General features: G+C 71.7%; 16 protein-coding genes and 4 pseudogenes. 13 read left to right on the forward strand and 7 right to left on the reverse strand.

Annotated elements, in window-relative coordinates; all coding sequences use genetic code 11:
• Positions 1-94: 94 nt before the first annotated feature.
• Positions 95-1189: a multiple monosaccharide ABC transporter substrate-binding protein gene (chvE, locus tag ACZ3UD_RS20280; protein ID WP_465589142.1), complete on the reverse strand. Its 1095-nt coding sequence runs from the start codon at positions 1187-1189 to the stop codon at positions 95-97.
• A gap of 1428 nt (positions 1190-2617) precedes the next feature.
• On the opposite strand from chvE, the gene ACZ3UD_RS20285 reads away from it, so the two are divergent.
• From ACZ3UD_RS20285 to ACZ3UD_RS20305, 5 genes are all read left to right on the forward strand, one after another.
• Positions 2618-3607, forward strand: coding sequence for a LacI family DNA-binding transcriptional regulator (locus ACZ3UD_RS20285; protein WP_465589243.1), 990 nt, complete (start codon positions 2618-2620; stop codon positions 3605-3607).
• 359 nt (positions 3608-3966) lie between these two features.
• Positions 3967-5664 carry a ribulokinase gene (locus tag ACZ3UD_RS20290; RefSeq protein ID WP_465589145.1) on the forward strand — a complete coding sequence of 566 codons (1698 nt, stop codon included), beginning with the start codon at positions 3967-3969 and terminating at the stop codon, positions 5662-5664.
• Positions 5661-6338 (forward strand): L-ribulose-5-phosphate 4-epimerase, encoded by a 678-nt coding sequence (locus ACZ3UD_RS20295; protein ID WP_465589148.1) that lies wholly within the window; start codon positions 5661-5663, stop codon positions 6336-6338. The genes ACZ3UD_RS20290 and ACZ3UD_RS20295 overlap by 4 nt, the downstream gene beginning before the upstream one ends.
• 11 nt (positions 6339-6349) lie before the next feature.
• The gene (araA, locus tag ACZ3UD_RS20300; RefSeq protein WP_465589151.1) at positions 6350-7858 is read left to right on the forward strand and encodes an L-arabinose isomerase; all 1509 of its coding nucleotides are present in this window, start codon (positions 6350-6352) and stop codon (positions 7856-7858) included.
• Between the two features lie 81 nt (positions 7859-7939).
• A complete protein-coding gene (locus ACZ3UD_RS20305; protein ID WP_465589154.1) occupies positions 7940-9034 on the forward strand; it encodes an aldose epimerase family protein in 1095 nt (364 codons plus the stop codon).
• 62 nt (positions 9035-9096) lie between these two features.
• On the opposite strand, the gene ACZ3UD_RS20310 is transcribed toward ACZ3UD_RS20305, so the two are convergent.
• A complete protein-coding gene (locus ACZ3UD_RS20310) occupies positions 9097-9489 on the reverse strand; it encodes a hypothetical protein (RefSeq protein WP_465589156.1) in 393 nt (130 codons plus the stop codon).
• 352 nt (positions 9490-9841) lie between these two features.
• Between ACZ3UD_RS20310 and ACZ3UD_RS20315 the strand changes: the two genes are divergently transcribed.
• From ACZ3UD_RS20315 to yjfF, 4 genes are all read left to right on the forward strand, one after another.
• Entirely contained in the window at positions 9842-10825 is a 984-nt protein-coding gene (locus tag ACZ3UD_RS20315; RefSeq protein ID WP_465589159.1) for an ABC transporter substrate-binding protein, read from the forward strand.
• A gap of 79 nt (positions 10826-10904) precedes the next feature.
• Positions 10905-12428: a sugar ABC transporter ATP-binding protein gene (locus ACZ3UD_RS20320; protein WP_465589161.1), complete on the forward strand. Its 1524-nt coding sequence runs from the start codon at positions 10905-10907 to the stop codon at positions 12426-12428.
• The gene (locus ACZ3UD_RS20325; RefSeq protein ID WP_465589165.1) at positions 12425-13507 is read left to right on the forward strand and encodes an ABC transporter permease; all 1083 of its coding nucleotides are present in this window, start codon (positions 12425-12427) and stop codon (positions 13505-13507) included. Before ACZ3UD_RS20320 ends, ACZ3UD_RS20325 begins: the two co-directional genes overlap by 4 nt.
• Positions 13504-14475, forward strand: coding sequence for a galactofuranose ABC transporter, permease protein YjfF (yjfF, locus tag ACZ3UD_RS20330; RefSeq protein ID WP_465589168.1), 972 nt, complete (start codon positions 13504-13506; stop codon positions 14473-14475). The genes ACZ3UD_RS20325 and yjfF overlap by 4 nt, the downstream gene beginning before the upstream one ends.
• Positions 14476-14647: 172 nt before the next feature.
• Here yjfF and ACZ3UD_RS20335 read toward each other — a convergent pair whose 3' ends face one another.
• Complete coding sequence (locus tag ACZ3UD_RS20335) at positions 14648-15046, reverse strand: helix-turn-helix domain-containing protein (protein ID WP_465589246.1); 399 nt, start codon at positions 15044-15046, stop codon at positions 14648-14650.
• 3 nt (positions 15047-15049) lie between these two features.
• Between ACZ3UD_RS20335 and ACZ3UD_RS20340 the strand changes: the two are divergent.
• Positions 15050-15741, forward strand: a pseudogene (locus ACZ3UD_RS20340) (gfo/Idh/MocA family oxidoreductase); the annotation flags it as partial.
• Between the two features lie 131 nt (positions 15742-15872).
• On the opposite strand, the pseudogene ACZ3UD_RS20345 reads toward ACZ3UD_RS20340, so the two are convergent.
• Both ACZ3UD_RS20345 and xylA read right to left on the reverse strand, forming a co-directional pair.
• Positions 15873-16244: pseudogene (locus ACZ3UD_RS20345) on the reverse strand (hypothetical protein).
• A 214-nt stretch (positions 16245-16458) separates the two neighbouring features.
• A complete protein-coding gene (gene xylA / locus ACZ3UD_RS20350; protein ID WP_465589171.1) occupies positions 16459-17631 on the reverse strand; it encodes a xylose isomerase in 1173 nt (390 codons plus the stop codon).
• A 95-nt stretch (positions 17632-17726) separates the two neighbouring features.
• On the opposite strand from xylA, the gene xylB reads away from it, so the two are divergent.
• The gene (gene xylB / locus ACZ3UD_RS20355; protein ID WP_465589174.1) at positions 17727-19157 is read left to right on the forward strand and encodes a xylulokinase; all 1431 of its coding nucleotides are present in this window, start codon (positions 17727-17729) and stop codon (positions 19155-19157) included.
• A gap of 72 nt (positions 19158-19229) precedes the next feature.
• Entirely contained in the window at positions 19230-20387 is a 1158-nt protein-coding gene (locus ACZ3UD_RS20360; RefSeq protein ID WP_465589177.1) for an ROK family transcriptional regulator, read from the forward strand.
• Positions 20388-20631: 244 nt separating this feature from the next.
• Here ACZ3UD_RS20360 and ACZ3UD_RS20365 read toward each other — a convergent pair.
• Positions 20632-21341 (reverse strand): annotated as a pseudogene (locus ACZ3UD_RS20365) (FadR/GntR family transcriptional regulator).
• A 230-nt stretch (positions 21342-21571) separates the two neighbouring features.
• Positions 21572-22222, reverse strand: a pseudogene (locus ACZ3UD_RS20370) (aldo/keto reductase); the annotation flags it as partial.
• A gap of 366 nt (positions 22223-22588) precedes the next feature.
• On the opposite strand from ACZ3UD_RS20370, the gene ACZ3UD_RS20375 reads away from it, so the two are divergent.
• Positions 22589-23848, forward strand: a complete 1260-nt coding sequence (locus tag ACZ3UD_RS20375; RefSeq protein WP_465589180.1) for a hypothetical protein — start codon at positions 22589-22591, stop codon at positions 23846-23848.
• Positions 23849-23869: the final 21 nt, after the last annotated feature.

Consider the following 23869-nt stretch of genomic DNA (forward strand, 5'->3'; position numbering starts at 1 on the left):
GTTGTGCGTCCGTATCGTTCGGGGCGGTGCGGGCCGGTCTCACGGGCGCCGCACCGCCGGTTCGGCAGGGGCCCGGCGGACCGGGCCCCGCGGGCTACTTGAGCTGGTCCGCGGTGTACTGGCCGCTGTCGACCAGGACCTTCAGGTAGTTGTCCTTGTCGACGCTGACCGGCTGCAGCAGCTGCGCCGGAACGGTCTTCACGCCGTTGTTGTACTGGCTGGTGTCGTTGACCTCGGGCTTCCCACCGGTCAGCAGCGCGTCGCCCATCTGGACGGCGGCCTTGGCGAGTTGGCGCGTGTCCTTGTAGACGGTCTGGGTCTGCTCGCCCGCGGTGATCGACTTCACCGAGGCCAGCTCGCCGTCCTGGCCCGTGACGACGGGCAGCGACTTGGCGGTGCCGTAGCCGACGGCCTTGAGCGAGGAGAGGATGCCGATCGAGATGCCGTCGTACGGCGACAGCACGGCGTCGACGTGGGCGCTGGTGTAGGCCTTGCTCAGCAGGTTGTCCATCCGGGACTGGGCGAGAGCGCCGTCCCAGCGCAGCGTGGCGACCTGGTTGAACTCGGTCTGGCCGCTCTGGACGATGAGCTTCTTCTGGTCGATGTACGGCTTGAGGACGCTCATCGCGCCGTTGAAGAAGAAGGTGGCGTTGTTGTCGTCGGGCGAGCCGGCGAACAGCTCGATGTTGAACGGCCCCTTGCCGTCCTTGAGAGCGAGCCTGTCGGCGATGTAGGTGCCCTGGAGGACGCCGACCTTGTAGTTGTCGAAGGTCGCGTAGTAGTCGACGTTCGGGGTGCCCTTGATCAGCCGGTCGTAGGAGATGACCGGAATGTGGGCGTCGGCGGCCTTCTGTAGCACGTTGGTGAGGGAGGAGCCGTCGATGGCGGCGATCACCAGCAGCTTGGCACCCTTGGTGATCATGTTCTCGACCTGGGAGACCTGGTTCTCCACGACGTTGTCGCCGTACTGCAGGTCGGTCTTGTAGCCCTTGGCCTGGAACTCCTTGACCATGTTGTTGCCGTCGTTGATCCAGCGTTCCGACGACTTGGTGGGCATCGCGATGCCCACGAGCCCGCCCTTGGCGTCGCCCTTGGCCGCACCGTCGCCGGCGCCGTTGGCGCTCTGGCCGCAGGCCGCCAGCGAGAGCGTCAGACCTACCGCGACGAGGCCCGCTGAAAGCTTCCGCACAAGTTCCTCCAGTGATGATGTTTCGCGACCGGCACAGAGCGACCCCGGTCGGGCGACCGGGAGCGGTCGGGCGGGGCCGGCCGGAGCGGTCCCTCGTGCTTGGAACGACGGTGCTGCGGTAGCTCTGGCCTGGCGTGACATGAAGTGTTAACGCTCACAAGAGTCGCGTCAAGAGGTGAAGGACCACCGTTGGGTCCCAGTGTTCCGTCGGCCCGGTCCGCCCGGGCGCGCACCCATCGGGAGGTGGCCGTCCTGGCGTGCTTCGGGTGAATGTCCGGCGAATTGCGGCGAAGCGTCGAGTTCGACGAGCGGGGCGATCGTCCCAGCGGCGCGCGGCGGCGGGGGAGTCAATGACTCCGGAGCTGCCGACCGTCTCTGGTGCGACGTCGTGGGCTCGCCCGGTGCTCGGGAGGGCTCGGGAGGGGAGGGGTGTCCGCAACGGGTGATCGGCGTTCCGCGTCCATGGTTCGGAGCGGATGGATCCGCTCGGATCCGGGAGGAGCCCGTGGCCGGCCGAGAGCGGAGTGCCCACCCCCCGGCACCTCGCGTCCAGTTCCATGGCGCGAACCGGTGCGGCGGGAATGTCGGCGAACGGTCGCCGAGGCGGAAATTCGACGGAGGTTCACGGCGGCGTCGATTTCCGGGGAAATGGGGAACCCTTCCGGTCGCCGCCGGGGGAAGGGGGAGGGCGACTGCCGGCCTTTCCGCGCGACGGGGGACGGCGGGAAAAGGTCGGCGAGAGACCGGAAGGGTCCCGGATTCTGGCCCGGCGGCCCTGTCATGGCGGGCCGCCCGGGATCATTTCGAAGCGGGCCGGAGTTCACCTCGCCGGCGGCTTTCGGCAGTGACGAGACCATGCCGGCGCGATCGAATGTTACCGCTAACATCGCCGAGGTCGTTTCCGGGTTTCGGATTTCCTCGGGGCGGGTTGCGGGCAGGGAGAACGCCGATCCCGTACGCTGCGGAGCCTCGTCGGAGGCGCGGTCCAGGCCAGCTGTGCGAAAGGGGTCGCTGCCCGCGTCCCGCTGATGGCGAACCGGCGCAGCGCTCCGGTGTGGTCGAGCTTTCTCGAGTCCCGAAGTGGAGCCGGCCTTCGTCCATGCCGAGGTCCGTGACGGCGAAGGCGGCGTGGCTGCGCTCACCGGTCCCGCCCGAACGTGCAGAGTGCCGAACAGCCCACGGAGTGCTGTCGTCATGCGGGGGCGTGGGGCGGTGATCTCGGCAATCTCCTCCGTGGCGCGGCCATGAGCGTTAACTTGGCAAGGTAGGCACATGAGAGCACTCAGCGTTGCTGGTATGAAGAGAATCCGCTGGTTGAACCGAGGGTGACGGATTGGCCCGGACCAGGTCACGTACTGTGGTCCGCAGCCGAGGAGGGAACTGCGAGTGGGAACCGATAGCGCCGGGGCGGAATCGCGCCAGCCCGTGATGGCGGACGTGGCGAAACTGGCGGGGGTGTCCCACCAGACGGTGTCCCGGGTGCTCAACGGTGCCCCGCACGTGCGGCCCGACACCCGGGACCGGGTGCTGGCAGCCATCCGGGAGCTCGACTACCGGCCCAACTCCGCGGCCCGCGCGCTGGTCACCCGACGCTCGCAGACCCTCGGGGTGGTCAGCTTCGACTCGACCCTGTACGGCCCCGCGTCGATGCTGGACGGCATCGAGCAAGCCGCGCGCAGCGCCGGGTACTTCGTCAGCGTGACGAGCCTGCGCTCCCTTGACGGCCGTTCGGTCCAGGAGGCCGTCGACCGGCTGCGCGACCAGGGAGTGGAGGGCGTCGTCGTGATCGCGCCGCAGACCTCCGCCCTCAGCGCGGTGGCCCGGCTCTCCAGCTCCGTGCCGCTCGTCGCCGTCGGTTCGGGCAACCAGACCCAGGTGCCGATGGTGTCGGTGGGCAACCGCTACGGCGCCGGAGAGGCCACCGGGCACCTGCTCGACCTGGGCCACCGCACGGTGCACCACCTCGCCGGGCCGGCCAACTGGCTGGAGAGCCAGGACCGGGAGGAGGGATGGCGCTTGACGCTGCAGGCGGCCGGGGCTCCCGTACCCGAGGTGGAGCGTGGCGACTGGAGCGCTCGCTCGGGCTACCGGGCGGGCCTGCGGATCGCCGGCCTGCCCGATGTCACCGCTGTGTTCTGCGCGAACGATCACATGGCCCTCGGCCTGCTGCGCGCCCTGCACGAGGCCGGGCGGTCGGTCCCGTACGACATCAGCGTGGTCGGCTTCGACGACATTCCGGAGGCCGCCTACTTCATCCCGCCGCTGACCACCGTGCGGCAGGACTTCGGCGAACTCGGCCGACAGGCCCTGGAGCTGCTCGTCGGGGAACTGGAAGGTGCCAAGCCCTCGCCGACCCATCTGCAGATCTCCCCGGAGCTGGTGCTGCGGCACAGCGCGGGCCCGGCCGTCCGGCGCTGAAGCGGTAACACCGTCGTTGCCGGCGGCCACCGGTAGCGACGGTGATACCGGTGGCCGATCCGTGGTGCCTTGGCCCCGATCAGCCGCTTTCGCGGGTTCCTGCCGTGAACCTGCCTTGACAGCATGTTTGTTAGCGCTAACAATTCCTGTGGGCGTTAACAACAACGCCCCTCCCCGCTCCGTCGGCCGGGTCAGCGCCATCCCGCTTCTGTGCGCCCGGCCGACGGCTACACGTTCCGCCCTTCAGAGGGAGAGGTAGCGGAACGGAGCCTGTCGCCGGAGCGCTCCTCCCTGCCCCGGCCGTGGATCGCTCCGGCGACAGGCCGCCAACGCACACCTCCCGTACGAAGGATGAGGAAGTGACCGTGATTCCTGCCGCTCCCGACCCGGACCGCTACGTCGTCGGCGTCGACTTCGGCACCCTCTCCGGCCGGGCCGTGGTGGTGCGCGTCCGGGACGGCGAGGAACTGGGTACCGCCGTCCACGACTACCCGCACGCCGTCATCGAACGCGAACTGCCCGGCACCGGCCTGGTGTTGCCGCCCGACTGGGTGCTGCAGCACCCGGCGGACTGGCGCGAGGTGCTGCGCACCGCCGTCCCGGCCGCACTCGCCGCCTCCGGCGTCGACCCCGGCCACGTCATCGGGATCGCCACCGACTTCACCGCCTGCACCGTCCTGCCGGTGCTCGCCGACGGCACCCCGCTCGCCGAGACGGAGGCCTGGGCGCCCCGCCCGCACGCCTGGCCCAAGCTCTGGAAGCACCACGCCGCCCAGGCCCAGGCGGACCGGATCAACGCCCTCGCCCACGCCCGCGCCGAGAAGTGGATCTCCCGCTACGGCGGGCGGATCTCCGCCGAGTGGCAGTACGCCAAGGCCCTCCAGGTCCTGGAGGAGGACCCGGCCGTCTACACCGCGACCGCCCGCTGGATCGAGGCCGCCGACTGGATCGTCTGGCAGCTCACCGGAGCCGAGAGCCGCAACACCTGCACCGCCGGGTACAAGGGCATCCACCAGGACGGGAGTTATCCGAGCGAGGACTACCTCGCCGCGCTCCACCGCGACTTCGCCGACTTCGCCCGCACCCGCCTGGAGCACCCGCTCTCCCCGCTCGGCTCCCGGGTCGGCTCGCTCACCGCCCAGGCGGCCGAGTGGACCGGCCTGCCCGAGGGCATCGCGGTCGCCGCGGGCAACGTCGACGCCCACGTCGCCGCGCCGGCCGCCCGCGCCGTCGACAACGGCCGACTCCTCGCCATCATGGGCACCTCGACCTGTCACGTCGTCAACGGTGCGGCGCTCGCGGACGTCCCCGGCATCTGCGGCGTGGTCGAGGACGGCATCGTCGCCGGCTCCTACGGCTACGAGGCCGGCCAGAGCGCCGTCGGCGACATCTTCGCCTGGTGGCTGCGTCAGGGGGTGCCCGCCGACTACCTGGTCGAGGCCGAGGCGAACGGCGAGGACCTGCACCGGCTGCTCACCCGCAAGGCCGCCGACCAACCCGTCGGCGCGCACGGCCTGGTGGCGCTCGACTGGATGAACGGCAACCGCTCCACTCTGGTCGACCACCACCTGTCCGGGGTGATCGCCGGACTCACCCTGGCCACCCGCCCCGAGGAGATCTACCGGGCCCTGCTGGAGGCCACCGCCTTCGGTACCCGCGTGATCGTCGATGCCCTGGAGCAGGGCGGCGTCCCCGTCACCGAGTTCATCGTCACCGGCGGCCTCAAGAAGAACGCCCTGCTGATGCAGATCTACGCCGACGTGCTGCGCCGCCCGGTCTCGGTCGCGGAGTCCGAGCAGGGGCCTGCCCTCGGCTCCGCGATCCACGCCGCCGTCGCCGCCGGAGCGTACCCGGACGTCCGGACCGCGGCCGACGCCATGGGCCGGGTGCATCAGGGCGCCTACCAGCCGGACCAGGCCGCCGCCGACACGTACGACCTGCTCTTCGCCGAATACCGCGCCCTGCACGACCATTTCGGCCGGGGCGCCGACAAGCTCCTGCACCGCCTGCGCGACATCCGGAACGCCGCCCTCACCACCCCGAGCGAGGCCATGTGAACGCGACTAACGCGACCATCGACGCCATCCGCCGCCAGGTCAGCGACCTCCACCAGGAGCTGGTCCGCTACAACCTGGTGGTCTGGACCGCCGGCAACGTCTCCGCCCGCGTCCCCGGCGAGGACCTGCTGGTCATCAAGCCGAGTGGCGTCTCCTACGACGACCTGTCGCCCCAGAACATGATCGTCTGCGACCTGGACGGCAATGTCGTCGAGGGCGACCACGCGCCCTCCTCCGACACCGCCGCGCACGCCTACGTCTACCGCCACCTGCCCGAGATCGGCGGAGTGGTCCACACCCACTCCACCTACGCCTGCGCCTGGGCGGCCCGCGGCGAGGCCGTGCCCTGCGTCCTCACCGCGATGGCCGACGAGTTCGGCGCCGAGATCCCGGTCGGCCCGTTCGCGCTGATCGGCGACGACTCGATCGGCCGGGGCATCGTGGAAACCCTCAAGGGCCACCGCTCGCCCGCCGTCCTGATGCAGAACCACGGCGTGTTCACCATCGGCAAGGACGCCAAGGCCGCGGTCAAGGCCGCCGTGATGTGCGAGGACGTCGCCCGCACCGTCCACCTCTCCCGCCAGCTCGGCGAGCCCCTGCCGATCGCCCAGGCGGACATCGACAGCCTCAACTTCCGCTACCAGAACGTCTACGGCCAGCCCCAGGCCCGGTGAGGAGCCACCCCATGACCAAGCCACTCGAAGGCCGCGAGGTCTGGTTCCTGACCGGCAGCCAGGGACTCTACGGCGAGGACACGCTGCGCCAGGTCGCCGAGCAGTCCCGGCGGATCGCCGCAGCCCTGAACCACGACTCCGCCGTACCGGTCGAGATCGTCTGGAAGCCCGTCCTCACCGACGCCGCCGCGATCCGCCGGGTCTGCCTGGAGGCCAACTCCGCGGACGACTGCATCGGCCTGATCGCCTGGATGCACACCTTCTCCCCGGCGAAGATGTGGATCGCCGGCCTCGACGCCCTGCAGAAGCCGCTGCTCCACCTGCACACCCAGGCCAACGTCGAACTGCCCTGGCAGACCATCGACATGGACTTCATGAACCTGAACCAGGCCGCCCACGGCGACCGCGAGTTCGGCTACATCCAGTCCCGCCTCGGCGTCCCGCGCAAGACCGTCGCCGGACACGTCACCGATCCTGCCGTCTCGGCCCGGATCGCCACCTGGGCCCGCGCCGCCGTCGGCCGCGCCGAACTGCGCGGCCTCAAGCTCGCCCGCTTCGGCGACAACATGCGCGACGTCGCCGTCACCGAGGGCGACAAGGTCGAGGCCCAGCTGCGCTTCGGCGTCTCCGTCAACACCTACGGCGTCAACGACCTCGTCGCCGCCGTCGACGCGGCGGACGAGAGCGACGTCACGGAGCTGGTCAAGGAGTACGACGACAGCTACCGCCTCGCGCCGGAGCTGCGGGCCGGCGGGGCGCGCCACGAGTCACTGCGCTACGCCGCGCGGATCGAGCTCGGCCTGCGCGGCTTCCTGGACCAGGGCGGCTTCCGGGCGTTCACCACCAACTTCGAGGACCTCGGCGGACTGCGCCAGCTCCCCGGCCTCGCCGTGCAGCGGCTGATGGCCGACGGCTACGGCTTCGGCGGCGAGGGCGACTGGAAGACCGCCACCCTGCTGCGCACCCTCAAGGCGGCCGCCGCCGGACTGCCCGGCGGCACCTCCTTCATGGAGGACTACACCTACCACCTGGAGTTCGGCCGCGAGCTGATCCTCGGTGCCCACATGCTGGAAGTCTGCCCGAGCATCGCGGCGACCACCCCCTCCTGCGAGATCCACCCGCTCGCCATCGGCGGGCGCGAGGACCCGGTCCGGCTGGTCTTCGACGCCGAGCCCGGCCCCGCGGTGGTGGTCGGCCTCGCCGACCTCGGCGACCGCTTCCGGCTGGTCGCCAACGAGGTCGACGTGGTGGAGCCGCCGGCGCCGCTGCCCAACCTGCCCGTCGCCCGCGCGGTCTGGAAGCCGCGCCCGGACCTGCACACCTCCACCGAGGCCTGGCTGACCGCCGGCGCACCGCACCACACCGTGCTCTCCGGCGCGCTCGGGGTGGAGGAACTGGAGGACCTCGCCGAGATGATCGGCGTGGAGCTGCTGGTGATCGACGACGACACGAACATTCGCCGGTTCACCAAGGAACTGCGCTGGAACCAGGCCTACCATCGCCTGGCCCAGGGCTTCTGATCCCGGCGACCCCTCACGGCGACGCCCGCCCGTCCGGCGGGCGTCGGCATTTCCCGTACCCCGTCGAACGGAGAGCAGCCCGTGCCCGTGCCCAGAGACGCACTCGTCTCCCCCGGTGACCTGATGGTGACCCAGGAGGTGGCCGCGGTCATGCCGGACGGTCGGCGCATCACCCGCTGGACGTTCGGCTCCCGGGCCGGTGTGACGGCGGAGGTGCTCAGCCTGGGCGCCCGCCTCCAGGCCCTGAACGCGCCGGACCGTGCCGGGCGGCGGGCCAATGTGCTCCTCGGCGGCGCCGGCGTGGAGGACCTGCTCGGCCAGGCGTCGTACTTCGGCGCGACCGTCGGCCGCTACGCCAACCGGATCGCCCGCGGTGTGCTGCCGCTCGACGGCGTGACGTACCGGCTGGCCACCCAGCTCACCGGGCACACCCTGCACGGTGGCCCGGACGGCTTCGCCACTCGCCTCTGGGACGGCGTTCCGGTCCGGGCGGACCGGCAGGTGGGCGTCCGTTTCCGCCTGCGCAGCCCCGCCTGGGACCAGGGGTTCCCGGGGGCCGTCACCGCCGAGGTGACGTACCTGCTCGATCCTGACGGGGAGCTCTCGATCACCTACCAGGCGGCCACCGACGCCCCGACGGTCGTCAACCTGACCAACCACGCGTACTTCAACCTGGCCGGCGAGGGCCACGGAACCGTGCTCGACCACCTGCTGCGCGTCGAGGCTGCCGGGTACCTCCCGGTAGACAGGGGCTTGATCCCGCTCGGCCCGGTCGAGCCGGTCGCCGGCACTCCGTTCGACCTCCGCCGCGCCCGGAGGATCGGTACCTGCATCACCGCGGAGCACCCCCAGCTCCAGGCGGCCGGAGGCGGGTTCGACCACAACTGGGTGCTCGAGGGTGCCGGGCTCCGACGGGCCGCCCTGCTGAGCCACCCGGCGAGCGGCCGCCGAGTCGAGTGCCTGACCACGGAACCGGGGCTCCAGGTCTACACCGGCAACCACTTCGACGGCTCGCTGACCGGCCGATCCGGCCGCCGGTACACCGCGTACGCGGGCGTCGCGCTGGAGACCCAGCACTTCCCGGACTCGCCCAACCGTCCCGACTACCCCTCCACCGTCCTGCGCCCGGGGGAGAAGTACCGGTCGAGGACGGTGTTCCGCTTCTCGGCCGAGTAGCGGAACAGCCGCCGGGCGGCGAACGGGGCGGTGGGCCCGGCGGGGCCCGCCGCCCTCCTGCGTCAGGAGCTGGCGAAGACCCGGACGTCCCAGGCACCGAGCCTCACCGCGCCGTCGGCCGGGACGGAGTTGCCGTCCAGTACGTCCGACAGGCCCACCGGAGCCGCGAGTTCGACGGGCTGCCAGCTCCAGTTGTGCACCACGTGCACGAGGCGCCCGTCCGGGGCCGTCCCGGTGGCCGCGGTGACGGACGCGGGCAGGTCGCGCCAGCCACTGGCGGGGGCGGGGGCCAGCCAGGCGGCCAGAGCCCGGGCCAGGTCGCGGCCGGGCACCGTGCCGACGCAGGTGACCCAGCCCGCGCCGTGGGCGCGGGTGGTGACGGCGGGCCAGCGGCCGGAGTGCGGGTGGTCGTACCCGACCAGCGCGGTGGCGTCGGTGGCGGTGAGGCCCTCCACCCAGCGGGTTGCGGTCGCGCCGGCCGGAAGCTCCAGCGGACTGCCGGGTACGGCGCGCAGCGGGAGGTCCGCGGGCAGGTTGCTAAGGCGCCGACGTCGCAGCCCTGGTTCCGGTCCTGCGCGGCGAGGATCGTCTTCCGAGGCGCGACAACTTCCCCATGAAACACCGGAGCTGACGGTACCTCCGGCGGCACCCGGTGGGCTGGTCAAGATTGGGTAACGCGGAGCGGGGGTCTTGCCGGGGTGATTTGTTAGCGTTAACAATCGGTCTCGAGCGAAACGGCGCCGACACCTCACGTTCACGCGACCGGTGCCGTTCGCGCGATCGACGACCCCGAGAGGAAGACCCACCATGTCCAAGAGAGCTGCGGCGGCCCTGGTCGCCGGTGCGATGGTCACCGTCCTCACCGCATGCGGTTCCGGCGGAGGTGGAGGCTCGGCCGACAAGGGGGCCGGCCACAAGCTCGTGGTGGGCTTCTCGCAGGTCGGCGCGGAGAGCGGCTGGCGCACCGCGAACACCAAGTCGATCCAGGAGTCCGCGAAGAAGGCGGGCATCGAGCTGAAGTTCTCCGACGCGCAGCAGAAGCAGGAGAACCAGATCAAGGCGATCCGCTCGTTCATCCAGCAGAAGGTGGACGTGATCGCCTTCTCACCGGTGGTGGAGTCGGGTTGGGACACCGTGCTGAAGGAGGCGAAGGACGCCAAGATCCCGGTGATCCTCACCGACCGCGCGGTGGACTCCAAGGACGATTCGCTCTACGTCTCCTTCCTCGGCTCGGACTTCGTCGAGGAGGGCAAGAAGGCCGGCGACTGGCTGGTGAAGGAGTACCAGGGCAAGTCCGACGAGGTGAACATCGTCGAACTGCAGGGCACCACCGGCTCGGCGCCGGCCAACGACCGCAAGGCCGGCTTCGGCGACGTGATCAAGGCGGACCCGAAGTTCAAGGTGGTGGCCTCGCAGACCGGTGACTTCACCCGGGCGAAGGGCAAGGAGGTCATGCAGGCCTTCCTGAAGGCCCAGTCGAAGATCGACGTGCTCTACGCGCACAACGACGACATGGCCCTGGGCGCGATCCAGGCCATCGAGGAGGCCGGCAAGAAGCCGGGCACCGACATCAAGGTCATCTCGGTGGACGGGGTCAAGGACGCCTTCACCGCGATGAGCCAGGGCAAGATCAACGTCGATGTGGAGTGCAACCCGCTCCTCGGTGACCAGCTGATGGACCTGGCGAAGAAGGTCAAGGCAGGCGAGCAGGTGCAGAAGCGGATCAAGACGCAGGAGGGCGTCTTCACCCAGGACCAGGCCGCCGCCGCGCTGCCGACCCGCCAGTACTGAACGGGCCCCGCCTGCCCGGGGAGCGATCGGCGGACCGCTCCCCGGGCAGGCCGGGTCGCACGAGGAGAGGAGAACCGGGGTGCGTCAGCAACCGGTCCTGGAAGTGCGGGGGATCCGCAAGGAGTTCCCCGGGGTGGTGGCGTTGGACGGGGTCGACTTCCGGCTCTTCCCCGGCGAGGTGCACGCCCTGATGGGAGAGAACGGCGCCGGCAAGTCCACGCTGATCAAGGTGCTGACCGGAGTGCACCCGGCGGACGGCGGCGAGGTGGTGCTGGCCGGGCGGCCGGTGCGGATCGCCGGTCCGCTGCAGGCCCAGCAGGCGGGCATCAGCACCGTCTACCAGGAGGTGAACCTCTGCCCGAACCTGTCGGTCGCGGAGAACATCTTCATCGGCCGCGAACCGCGGCGCCTGGGCCTGATCGACTGGGCCGAAATGCGGCGCCGCGCCGCCGAGTTGGTTCGCACGCTGGAGCTGGACATCGACGTCAGCGCGCCGCTGGGCAGCCACTCCATCGCCGTCCAGCAGCTGGTCGCCATCGTCCGCGCCGTGGACGTCTCGGCCAAGGTGCTGATCCTCGACGAGCCGACCTCCAGCCTGGACCGTGACGAGGTGCGCCAGCTCTTCACCGTGATGCGACGGTTGCGCGACCAGGGGGTCGCCATCCTGTTCGTCTCGCACTTCCTCGACCAGATCTACGAGATCTGCGACCGGATGACCGTACTGCGCAACGGCCGGTTGGAGGGCGAGTACCTGACCAGTGAGCTCGGCCAGGTCGAGCTGGTCTCCCGGATGATCGGCTCCGAACTCGCCGGACTCGACCGACTCGCGGGCGGCACGAGGCGCGAGCGCTCCGCACCGGCCACCGGCCGGCCCTTCCTTCAGGCCGAGGGCCTGGCCCGGCAGGGCGGTGTCGAACCGTACGACCTCGCCATCGGTCCCGGCGAAGTGATCGGTCTGGCAGGCCTGTTGGGATCCGGTCGCACCGAGGCCGCCCGGCTGCTGTTCGGCGCCGACCACAAGGACCGCGGCACCGTGCGGATCAACGGCACCGAGACCGATCTGCGCAGCCCGCGCGACGCGATCACCCACGGCATCGCGTTCTGCTCGGAGAACCGCAAGACCGAGGGCCTGGTCGGCGAGCTGACCGTCCGGGAGAACATCGTGCTGGCGCTGCAGACGGCCCGCGGCTGGGCCCGTCCGCTGTCGCGCACCGTCCAGGACGCGCTGGCGCTGCGCTGGATCCGCGCCCTGGACATCCGCCCGGGTGACCCGGAGGCGCTGGTCCGCAACCTCAGCGGCGGGAACCAGCAGAAGGTGCTGCTGGCCCGCTGGCTGATCACCGACCCCAAGCTGCTGATCCTGGACGAGCCCACCCGGGGCATCGACATCGGCGCCAAGGCCGAGATCCAGAAGCTGGTCGCGGACCTCGCCGAGAAGGGCATGGCCGTGCTGTTCATCTCCGCCGAACTGGAGGAGGTGCTGCGGCTCAGCCACCGGGTCGGCGTGCTGCGCGACCGCCGGATGGTCGCCCACCTGCGCAACGACGGCGAGCTCACCCCGGAGCGCGTCCTGGCCACCATCGCGAGCGGAGCGGAACGATGACCACGGCGCCGAAGACTCCGCGGGCCAGGGCGGTGACCGGGCACCGGCTGTTCTGGCCGGCCGCGGTGCTGGCCGTGCTGCTGCTCGCCAACCTCGCCTTCACCCCGGACTTCTTCGCCGTCCACCTCAAGGACGGCCACCTGTACGGCAGTACGATCGACATCCTGCACTTCGGCGCTCCGCTGATCCTGGTGTCGCTCGGCATGACCCTGGTGATCGCCACCGGCGGCATCGACCTCTCGGTCGGATCCACCGTCGCCATCGCGGGCGCGCTGGCCTGTCGGCACATCAGCGAGGCTGCGGACCCGGCGAGTGCCGGCACGGTGCTCGGCGCGGTCGGCATCGCGCTCGGCACGGCGGTGCTGCTGGGTCTCGCGAACGGGGTGCTGGTGGCCCGGGTCGGGGTGCAACCGATCATCGCCACCCTGATCCTGATGGTCGCCGGACGCGGCGTCGCCCAGCTGATCACCGACGGTCAGATCATCACGATCACCAGCGAGCCGTACAAGCTGATCGGCGGCGGCTACTGGCTGGCGATGCCGTTCGCGATCCTGCTCAGCGGGCTCGTCGCCCTGATCACCGCGCTGCTCACCCGCTCCACCGCGCTCGGCCTGCTGCTCGAGTCGGTCGGCGGCAATCCGATAGCCAGCCGGCTGGTCGGTATCCGGGCGGTGCGCCTGGTCGGCCTGGTGTACGTGTTCAGCGCCCTGTGCGCGGCGGTCGCCGGGCTGATGGTCTCCTCCAACGTCTCGGCGGCGGACGGCAACAACGCCGGCCTGTGGATCGAACTCGACGCCATCCTCGCGGTGGTGATCGGCGGGACCTCGCTCAACGGCGGCCGGTTCTCGATCGGCGGCACGGTCCTCGGCGCGCTGATCATCCAGACCCTCTCCACCACCGTCTACACCATCGGCATTCCGCCGGAGACCACGCTGGTCTTCAAGGCCTTCGTGGTGATCACGGTCTGCCTGATCCAGTCGCCGAACTTCCGTGCCAAGCTCGCCCGGCGCGACGCCGGGCGCCGGAACGGCCTGCGGCCGAGTCCTGCCACCACGACCAACCGGGAGGTCGGCGCGTGAACGCCAACGCCCTGCTGACCAGGGTGCGCGGACAGATCCCGCTGCTGGTCACCTCCGTCCTGCTGGTGTCGATGTTCACCGTCGGGTCGGTGCAGTACGACGGATTCCTCTCCGGGCAGGTGCTGCTCAACCTGCTGATCGACAACGCCTTCCTGCTGGTGGTCGCGGTCGGCATGACCTTCGTCGTGCTGACCGGCGGCATCGACCTGTCGGTCGGCGCGGTGGTGGCGCTGTCCACCATGGTGTCCGCCTGGCTGGTGGAGCGGCACGGCTGGCCGCCGCTGGTGGTCATCCCGCTCGTGCTGCTGATGGGCACGGTAGGCGGCTGGGTGATGGGCTGGGTGATCCACACCTTCGAGATCCAGCCGTTCATCGTGACGCTGGCGGGCATGTTCCTGGCCCGGGGCCTGTGCTACACGATCAGCGTCGAGTCGATCTCCATCACGGACCCGTCGTACACCGCGATGGCACAGACCCGGATCCCGCTCGGCGACCTCTTCATCTCGCCGAGCGTGCTGATCGCGCTGCTGGTGCTGGCGGCCGGGTTCGTCGTGCTGCACCACACCCGGTTCGGGCGGAACGTGTACGCGCTCGGCGGCAGCGAGCAGTCCGCGCTGCTGATGGGCCTGCCGGTCGGGCGGACCAAGACCACCGTGTACGCGATCAGCGGCTTCTGCTCGGCGCTCGGCGGTGTGCTGCTCACCTTCTACATGCTCTCCGGCTACGGCCTGCACGCGGTAGGCCTGGAACTGGACGCGATCGCCGCCGTGGTGATCGGCGGCACCCTGCTCACCGGCGGCTCCGGCTACCTGCTGGGCACCCTGTTGGGTGTGCTGGTGCTGGGCCTGATCCAGACCGTCATCAGTTTCCAGGGCACCCTCAGCTCGTGGTGGACCAGGATCGTCATCGGCGGGCTGCTGTTCGTCTTCATCGTCCTGCAGCGCCTGATCACCGCGCGCCGTCGATAGCACCCCGCGCCGCCCGGCACCGTCCCCGGGGTTCGCATCGTGCCGGACTGCCGGCGGCCGAGTACTCGGCCGCCAGCAGTCCGGCATCACTTGTTCGCCCCCCGGTACCGCGACGGACGGGTTCGTGTCGTTCGCGCGCGGTTGCCCGGTGGGTCAGCGGTTGCCCGGTACGTCAGAGGCCGTGTCCGTGCCGGAACCGTGCCAGGGTGGTCCCGCAGGCGTCGGTGAAGACCCGGTAGAAACGGCTGACCGAGCCGAAGCCGGCGGCAGCCGCCACCTGACTCACGGGAAGGTCGGTGGTCACCAGCAGACGGCGTGCCTCGGCGAGCCGGTACAGCTTGAGGTACTCGCCGATCGTGGTGCGCACGACCGTGCGGAACCGGGTCATGGCGTAGGTCGGGTGGACGTTCGCCGCCGCGGCGACCTCCGCCACGGTGATCGGCTCGCGGAAGTGGTCGGCGATATACCGGGCCATGGACACCGCCTGGCGCAGGGCCGGATCGTCACCGGCGTAGCGCTGGACCGGGTCGCCGACCGTGGCGAGTGCCAGGCGCCGGACGCGCGCCTGGATCTCCAGCACCGCGGCGGCGAGAACTGGAAAGCCACCGCCAGCTACCCGCCGTTGCGATCGGCGGAGTCCTCGGCGCTTGGCGGACCCACGCCGTGAGCGTCTCGGCGATCGGCGTTCCGGACGAGCGCGGTGACGGTGTGTTCGACCGGGAGATCAGCCAGTTCGACAACGACATCTCCAATGCGACCGCACTGTTCGAAGTCGCGGGTGGCGGCAGCTTCCGTACGAACGAGTTCCGCAGGGTCGGGTACATCGGCAAGGAGTCCCGCTTCCGCTACTTCGGCACGGAGGGAGTCTTCGAACAACTCGACTCCGTCAGCCTGTGGCAGGACAAGAAGGGCACGCACGACGTCACCGCGCACCTGCACCCCGCACCCACCCTCAGCCCGGACGATCCGGCGCTCGCCGACGTCGCCCCGGAGCTGCGCGCCGCCTTCGCCTCCGGCACCGCGCCCGTCCACGACCGCTCCCGGCTCCCGCGCGAGTTCGCGCACGCTCCCAACGGCCACGAGGGCAGCCATCACTTCCTCGCCGACGACTTCGCCGTCGCGGTCACGACGCGCACGCCTCCGCCGGTGAACGCCTGGACCGCGGCGCGCTACACGCTGCCCGGCATCATCGCCCACCAGTCCGCCCGCCGAGGCGGAGTGCGCCTGCCCGTCCCGGACCACGGAGACGGACCCGGAACCGCGTAGCCTGCGGCAGCGCCGGGTCGTGTCGTCACGACCCGGCCCCGGGGCTCACGTGGGCCGGGGGCTGCCTCTCCGGATCCGTCGCGGGAACAGGAGCAGGAGCACGAGCAGGCGCCGGTGCTCCGGCCGGGGTGTCACTGGTCGGAGTAGCTGAGGTCTCCCACCGTCCAGCTGGTGACGTCCGCATGGCCATGCGGTACATGCCCCCGGTGTGGGGCAGGCCGTAGCTGCGCTGCAGGATGCGGGCGACGTGCAGGTGGAGGTGGGTGAGCCGGGCAGCGGGCGGGTCCGTGTCGCCGGTGGCGGGGGCCGCGAAAGCCTCGCGAAGGGCTTCAAGTGGTCCGAGCCTACGAGGACTTCGGCCACCCGTTCGAGCCACAGGCGTTCCGGCGCCAACCGGCCGGTGACGACTGCCCCGGGGACGACCACGGTCAGGGCATCTGGTTGCTGCGCCCGGACTCCACCACGGCGGCGATGTCGACGGGCAGCGCATCGGGGATCGACATCGACCCGAGAACAGTGCCCGTGCAGCCTACCCGGTCCGGGCTGCGACGGCGGTGACTCGAACCCGGCACCGCGCACCGGCCCGGTGCCGGCCCTTGGGCATCGCGCCGTCCTCCCGGCCGACGGCCCGGCTTCGGTCCGCCGGGAACGGCGGCCGGGTGGGCGTCGAGAGCCGGGTCGCGCGAACCGCACGACCCGGCTTCGCCGTGGTCGGTGTCAGCGGGCACCGAGGAGGTGTTCGAGGGCCAGCTGGTCCAGCTGTTCGAAGGCCATGCCGCGGCGGGCGGCGGCGTCGACGTCGAAGTCCTCGAAGGCGGAGCGGTCCGCGAGCAGCCCGGTCAGGCCGTCCTCGGCCGTGGGGAGGGCGAGTTCGGGCAGGCGGGAGGCGGCGAGCGCGGCCTGCACCTCGGGGTCGGCCCGGAAGGCGCGGGAGCGCTCGGCCAGCAGCAGGTAGTTGCGTATGCAGGCGGCCGCCGAGGCCCAGACGCCGTCGAAGTCCTCGGTGCGCGGGGGCTTGAAGTCGAAGTGCCGGGGGCCGTCGTAGCCGGCCGATTCCAGCAGGTCGACCAGCCAGAAGGCCTGGCGCAGGTCGCCCGCGCCGAAGCGCAGGTCCTGGTCGTACTTGATGCCGGACTGGCCGTTGAGGTCGATGTGGAACAGCTTGCCGTGCCACAGGGCCTGGGCGATGCCGTGCGGGAAGTTGAGCCCGGCCATCTGCTCGTGGCCGACCTCCGGGTTGAGGCCGACGCGCTCGGGCCGCTCCAGCGCGTTGATGAACGCCAGGGCGTGGCCGACGGTGGGCAGCAGGATGTCGCCGCGCGGCTCGTTGGGCTTGGGCTCGATCGCGAACCGGAGGTCGTAGCCCTGCTGTTCGACGTACTCGCCGAGCAGGTCGAAGGCCTCTTTGAGCCGGTCGAGCGCGGTGCGCACGTCCTTGGCCGCCCCCGACTCGGCGCCCTCGCGCCCGCACCAGGCGACGTAGACCGAGGCGCCGAGTTCGACGGCCAGGTCGATGTTGCGAATGGTCTTGCGCAGCGCGTAGCGCCGCACGTCGCGGTCGTTGGCAGTGAACGCGCCGTCCTTGAAGAGCGGGTGGGTGAACAGGTTGGTGGTGGCCATCGGCACCTTCAGCCCGGAGGCGTCCAGCGCGGCGCGGAAGCGCTTGACCGCCCGCTCTCGGCCGGCGTCGTCCGTGCCGAAGGGGATCAGGTCGTCGTCGTGGAAGGTGACGCCGTAGGCGCCGAGTCCGGCCAGGCGCTGCACGGTCTCGACCGGGTCGAGGGCAGGGCGGGTCGCGTCGCCGAAGGGGTCGCGTCCCTGCCAGCCGACGGTCCACAGACCGAAGGTGAACTTGTGCGCGGGAGTGGGGACGAGCGGATCGCTGGACATGGCGCGGCTCCGGATGAGTGCGGAGAGGTGTTTGTCAGGGCTCTCAACAAATTAGTATGCCGCAACGCTGGAAGGAACCCCCATCGGAGGAACACATGGCTGAGCAGCGTGTCGTGATCGGCTTCGACAGCTCGACGCAGTCCACCAAGGCCCTCGCCGTCGACATCGACACCGGCGCCGTCCTGGGCCAGGGCCGCGCCCCGCACACCGTCAGCACGGGCGCCGGTCGCGAGAGCGACCCCGAGCAGTGGTGGGAGGCGCTCGGCGAGGCAGCGGCGGCGACGGGCTGGGCGGACCGCGCGGTCGCCGTGTCGGTCGGCGGCCAGCAGCACGGCCTCGTCACCCTCGGCGCGACCGGAGCGCCGGTGCGCCCGGCGCTGCTCTGGAACGACGTCCGGTCCGCGCCCCAGGCCGCCGAACTCCGTGACGCGCTCGGTGCGGCGGAGCTCGCCCACCGCACCGGCAGTGTCCCGACCGCCGCCTTCACCGCCCCCAAATGGGCCTGGCTGCGGGCCACCGAGCCCGCCGCAGCCTGCCGGGTGACCGCCGTCCGGCTCCCCCATGACTTCCTGACCGAGCGGCTCACCGGGGAGGCGGTCACCGACCGCGGCGACGCGTCGGGCACCGGGTGGTGGGGGCCGGACGGGTACGACCTCGACCTCCTCACGCGCATCGGACTCGACCCGGCTCTGCTGCCGCGCGTCCTCCCGCCCGGCGCCCGGGCCGGTGCCGTCCGCTCCGGGACGCCGCTGCGCGAGGGCGCGCTCGTGGCCACCGGCACCGGCGACAACATGGCCGCGGCCCTCGGGCTCGGCCTGCGCCCCGGGCAGCCGGTGCTCAGCCTCGGTACCTCCGGCACCGTCTACGCCGTCGGCCGGACACGGCCCGCCGATCCGAGCGGCACCGTCGCAGGCTTCGCCGACGCGCTCGGCGGCTGGCTGCCGCTCGCCTGCACGCTCAACTGCACCCTCGCCGTCGACCGCTTCGCCGCCCTGCTCGGGCGCGGCCGCGACGAGGTCGAGGACGGCGGCACCGCGGTCGTCCTGCCCTACCTGGACGGCGAGCGCACGCCGGACCTGCCGGGTGCCTCAGGCCTGGTGCACGGGCTGCGCCACGACACCACCCCCGGTCAGCTGCTCCAGGCGGCCTACGACGGCGCCGCCCACGCCCTGCTCGCCGCCCTGGACGGCGTGCTGCGCGCGGGCGGCGCGGACCCGGCGGGCGACGAGCCGCTGCTGCTGATCGGCGGCGGCGCCCGCGGCCGGGCCTGGCAGCGGACCGTGCTGCGGCTCTCCGGCCGGGCGGTCCAGGTGCCCGAAGCACAGGAACTGGTCGCGCTCGGCGCCGCCGCCCAGGCCGCCGCACTGCTCACCGGCGAGCCCGCCGACGCGGTGGCACGCCGCTGGCGGACGGCCCGCGGACCGGTGCTGGAGCCGGTGGAGAAGGACGAGGACGCGCTGATGCGGATCGGCGATACCCTGCGTCGGGCCGGGGCCTTGCAGGGCGCCCCGGCCGGGGACCGGTAGGAGGGGCGGCGCGTGGCAGTGATCGGCAAGGTGGGCAGGGGTGCTTCGATCGGGCCCGCGTCGCAACAGGACATGCGACGGCAGAACCTGGCCGTCGTCCTCCGCGCGGTCGCCGCGCACGGCCCGCTCTCCCGCGCGGACGTCGCCGGGCGCGTCGGGCTGACCAGGGCGGCCGTCTCCTCGCTGGTCGACGAGCTGATCGGCCGGGGCGCGGTGACCGAGGCGGCAGCCACCGCCAGCGGCCGGGTCGGCCGCCCCGGACGGGCACTGACCGTGTGCGACGAGGGCCCGGCGGGTCTCGGGCTGGAGATCGGCGTCACCCACCTCGGCGCGTGCGTGGTGGACCTGCGCGGCGAGCCGCGGGTGTGGCGCCGGGTGGAACGGGCCAACGCGGGCCGGCCGTCCGGGGAGGTCCTGGCGGAAGTCGCCGAGTTGGCCGCCGAGGCGCAGGCGGAGGCAGCCGCCCTCGGGCTGCGCGTCGAGGGCCGGATCCTGGCCGTGCCCGGCGTGGTGCCGAACGGACCGGACGGACTGGTTGAGCGCGCGCCGAACCTGGGCTGGCGCGGTGTCCGGCTCGCCGATCACTGGCCCGACCCGGACATCGTGCCCGAGCCGGAGAACGAGGCCAACCTCGGGGCGCTCGCGGAGTACTGGAACGCCGAGCAGCCCGTGGAGACCTTCGTGCACGTCTCCGCCGCGACCGGGATCGGCGCCGCCCTGGTCATCGACGGTCGGCTGTTCCGGGGCGCCCGCGGCTTCGCCGGCGAGCTCGGCCACCTGCCCGTCCAGTCGGACGGCCCCGGCTGCGCCTGCGGCGCCCGCGGCTGCCTGGAGCAGTACGCGGGCGAGGCGGCCGTGCTGCGCGAGGCCGGTCTCGCACAGCACGGCCCGGGCGATCCGATCGCCCTGCTGGCCGAGCGGGCGGGCGCCGGACACGCGCCGACCCTGGCGGCACTCGACCGTGCGGGGCGGGCTCTCGGCCTGGCCCTCACGTCAGCCGTCGACCTCGTCGACCCGGACGGCCTCGTCCTCGGCGGCGCCTACGCCGAACTCGCCGACTGGCTGCTGCCGTCCGTGCGCGCGGAGTTGGCCGCACGGGTCACCGTGCGGCCCTGGGCCCCGGAGGCGCTGCGCCCGTCCGCCCTGGGCCGGCGCGGACCACTGCTCGGCGCGGCGCTGACGACGGTCCGCCGCATCATGGCGGACCCCACCCTGCTGCCGGTCGGCTGACCCGGTCCAGGCCCGTACCGCGCGGTCAGTCGTGCTCGACCACGACCATGGCGTGCCCGTCCACGGTGGTGACCCGTACGTGGACGTACTCGCCGTCGTGCTGCCAGGCGAGATCCCGCCCGGCGGGCTGCAACCGCACCGAGCGCGGCGCGGTGGCGAGCCGGAGGCGCTCTCGTAGAGCAGCGCCGCCCGGGGCTTGAGGGCGGCGTTGTCGCCCCAGCTCTCGTGGAACCGCCCGGGCCGGTCACACACCGCGGTGGGCCCTGAGGTGTGACTCCGCCTCGCCGAGGGTGTCGCGGAGCCACGTCTCCACCCCGGCGACGTGCACGGTCGCCCAGGCGTGGGCGAGTTCCGGGCGGCGGCCCGCGATGGCGTCGAAGATCTCGCGGTGCTGCCGGCGGGTGTCGGCCGCCGCGCCTTCTTCGGTCAGCCCCCGCCAGGTCCGCGCGCGCATGCTGGGCCCGGACAGGCCGTCGATCAGTGAGCAGAGCACGGTGTTGCCCGACCCGGCCGCGATCCTGAGGTGGAACTCCAGGTCGTTGGCGATGAGTTCCTCCATCGACGCGTCCTCGCTCAGGCTCTCCAGCACCTCGCCCAGGCCAGCGATGTCCTCCTCGGACATGACCCGGGCGGCCATCGCGGCGGCGGCGGGCTCCAGGATGCGGCGGACCTCCAGGAACTCCAGCACCGTGTCGTCCTGGTGGAAGTCGACGACGAACCCAGCGCGTCCGGGAGGACTTCGGGCTCCAGGCCGGTCACGTACGTGCCGTCGCCCTGGCGCACGTCGAGCACCCGGATGAGCTACAGGGCCTTGACCGCCTCCCGCAGGGAGCTGCGGGACAGGCCGAGTCGGTCGGCGAGGTCGGCCTCCTTCGGGAGCTTCGCCCCGGGGCGGAGCTCGCCGCTCACGATCACGGCCTTGATCTTCTCGATCGCCTCGTCGGTGACTGGCACGACTAGCCCCTCCTGGTCGGCTGATCCCCGCAGCATAGGGGGCCGCCCCGCGGCGCCGGTTCGGCGGCCTGTCGGCGCAGCTCCGGGGCTGAACTCCGCGGCGAGGACGGGATGGTGCTCGTGCGGGAGTACGACGGTGTGGCCCAACCGTTCCAGGACGGTGACCACGGCGCGGCCGGCGTCGGGGAACACGGTGTCGTTGAAGCAGGTGATGAACAGCGCGACGCGCATCAGTACGCCTCCTGCGGGGTCGGGACGCCCGCCGGGAGCAGCTCGCGGTCCTTCAGCTCCACCCACAGGGCGTCGGGGACACGATGCCGGAGCATGGCGGCGGCGTCCCGGACCTCGGCGGCGTTGCGGGTGCCGACCAGGACGCTCGCCACGGCCGGGTGCCCGAACGGGAAGCGCAGCGCCGCGGCGCGCAGTGGCACGCCGTGCTTCGCGCACACGGCCTTGAGGTCCAGGGCGCGGGTGAGCAGCTCCTCGGGTGCGGTGGCGTAGTCGAAGGCGGCGCCGGGGCGCGGGTCGGCGAGCAGGCCGGAGTTGAAGACACCGCCGATCACGACGCCGACACCGCGTTCGGCGGCCAGCGGCAGCAGCTCGGACAGCCCGCGCTGGTCGAGCAGGCTGTAGCGGCCGGCCAGCAGGACGGCGTCGAGGTCGGTCTCGCGGACGAACCGGGCGAGGAGACCGGCCCGGTTCATCCCGACGCCGATCGCGCCGACCATCCCCTCGGCGCGCAGCCGGGCCAGTTCCGGGTAGGCCTCGGCGAGTGCCTGCTCCGCATGGTCGTCGGGATCGTGGAGGTGGACGACGTCGATCCGGTCCAGGCCGAGCCGCTCCAGGCTCTCCTCGATCGAGCGGCGGACGCCCACGGCACTGCTGCGGGTCCACCTACCGGCCGCCGCCCGCCGCCGGCTCTCCTACCCGGCGTCGGACGTCGGGCACTGACTCGACCGACGCCGTCACGAGGACCCCCGCCTGTCCTGCTGCCTGACAGGTCCACGAGCCGATCCTGCGATTCCGGTGAAGTGATGTCAAATCGCTGTTCACCGTTCGTTCATCAAGGTCGGACATCCGCGCTCTGCGATCGTTGCCGTCGTCGTCCACGCCACGTCCGCTCGTGTACGGACGCACATCGTGCTCGAAGACTGCAAGTGACCGGATTTGATCGGATGCGCTCTCGCAAGGCAGGCTCAGTGCCGCACAGTGGCGGATCAGCCACGGTCCGGCACGGAGGGAGCCGCATGTCCGGGACCGAGCACACCGAACCGACCGCGCACGTTGTCGTCGGGTACACCCCACAGGAAGGTTTCGTCGCCGTCCAACTCAGCCCGCCTCCGGCGGAATACGTGTGGCATGACCGGCAGGCCGAGCACCACGAGCAGCGCTTCGGTCCGGGCAACGGCTACCGGCAGTGGCTGGCCGTCGACGTCGACACGGGCGCCGTGTGGTTCGGGGACACTGACTGGCGCACGCACGGCGGGGATGCCGGCCCCTGGCTGCCGGGCCGCCGCCGGTCCGAAGTCGGCGAAGGCGCCCTGCCGTCCCCGGCCGTGTTGGTGCACGTGCTCGACCACCGCGTCATCGACGGCCAGGGTGCCGACACCTGGCGCTTCCTCAGCGCCGAGGAACTCCACGAACTGGCCCGGCGGGTGCTGCCGCTGGTCCAGCGGGTGATCGGATCCCTGCATCGTGTGGGTCCGGCCGAGGACCTGGAATGGTCCGCCGTGGCCGCCACGGCCTGGACCGATCTCGAACAGGCCTGCCGCTTCACGCTCGACGCGGCGGGAACGGTGACCTGGGCCGGGCCAAGTGCGAGCCGGGTTCCCGCGTGGCGCATCGAAGTGGCGGACTTCCTCGCGCGGAACCCGGAGCTGTGCGACCCGGCCTGGTCGACGGCTACCGACGCCGAACTGGACGCCTACGCCGCCTACGAACCCGATTCCGGCTACGGAGGCGTGCCGGGACGGATGTGCGGTCCGGCGGACGTCCGCATCGAGGAGGGTTTCACCTTCTACGGCCACCGCGCGGCCCTGTACGCCTACCGAGCGGCCGCGTGCGGCGACCGCACACCGATCGAAGCCCGGCTCTGGCTCCGGGGCAGCGAGGCCGGACGGAGCAGTTGGGAGGCCGCGAAGGTCGTGGGTGCGAGTCTCGCCGACGCCACCGACTGCGTGTTGAGCCACCTCGCCGACAGGTTCCGCAGCGCTGCGCTCGACGAAGGCGTGGTCCTCACCGGCCTGATGGCCTACCTGCGGGAACAGCGGGCCGAGGAACGAGCGGCGGTCGACGAGACGCTCGTTGCCACCGGCGAGGAGCTGAAACGCCTCGATGAGGTGCTCAAGGAGATCCGACTCGTCCGGAACACGATCCTGACCCGGGTCCTCAGCTGGGGCGACGGACGGGACGACGGGGCGATCGCCCGGCTGGCCGCGATGTCTCCCGCCGCCGTGGCCGAGTGGCGTGATCGGCTCACCGCCGACCAGGGCCTCGCGCCGGAGTAGTGGGGGCCGGCACGGGACTCG

It is taken from the genome of Kitasatospora sp. NPDC023118, assembly GCF_055560875.1.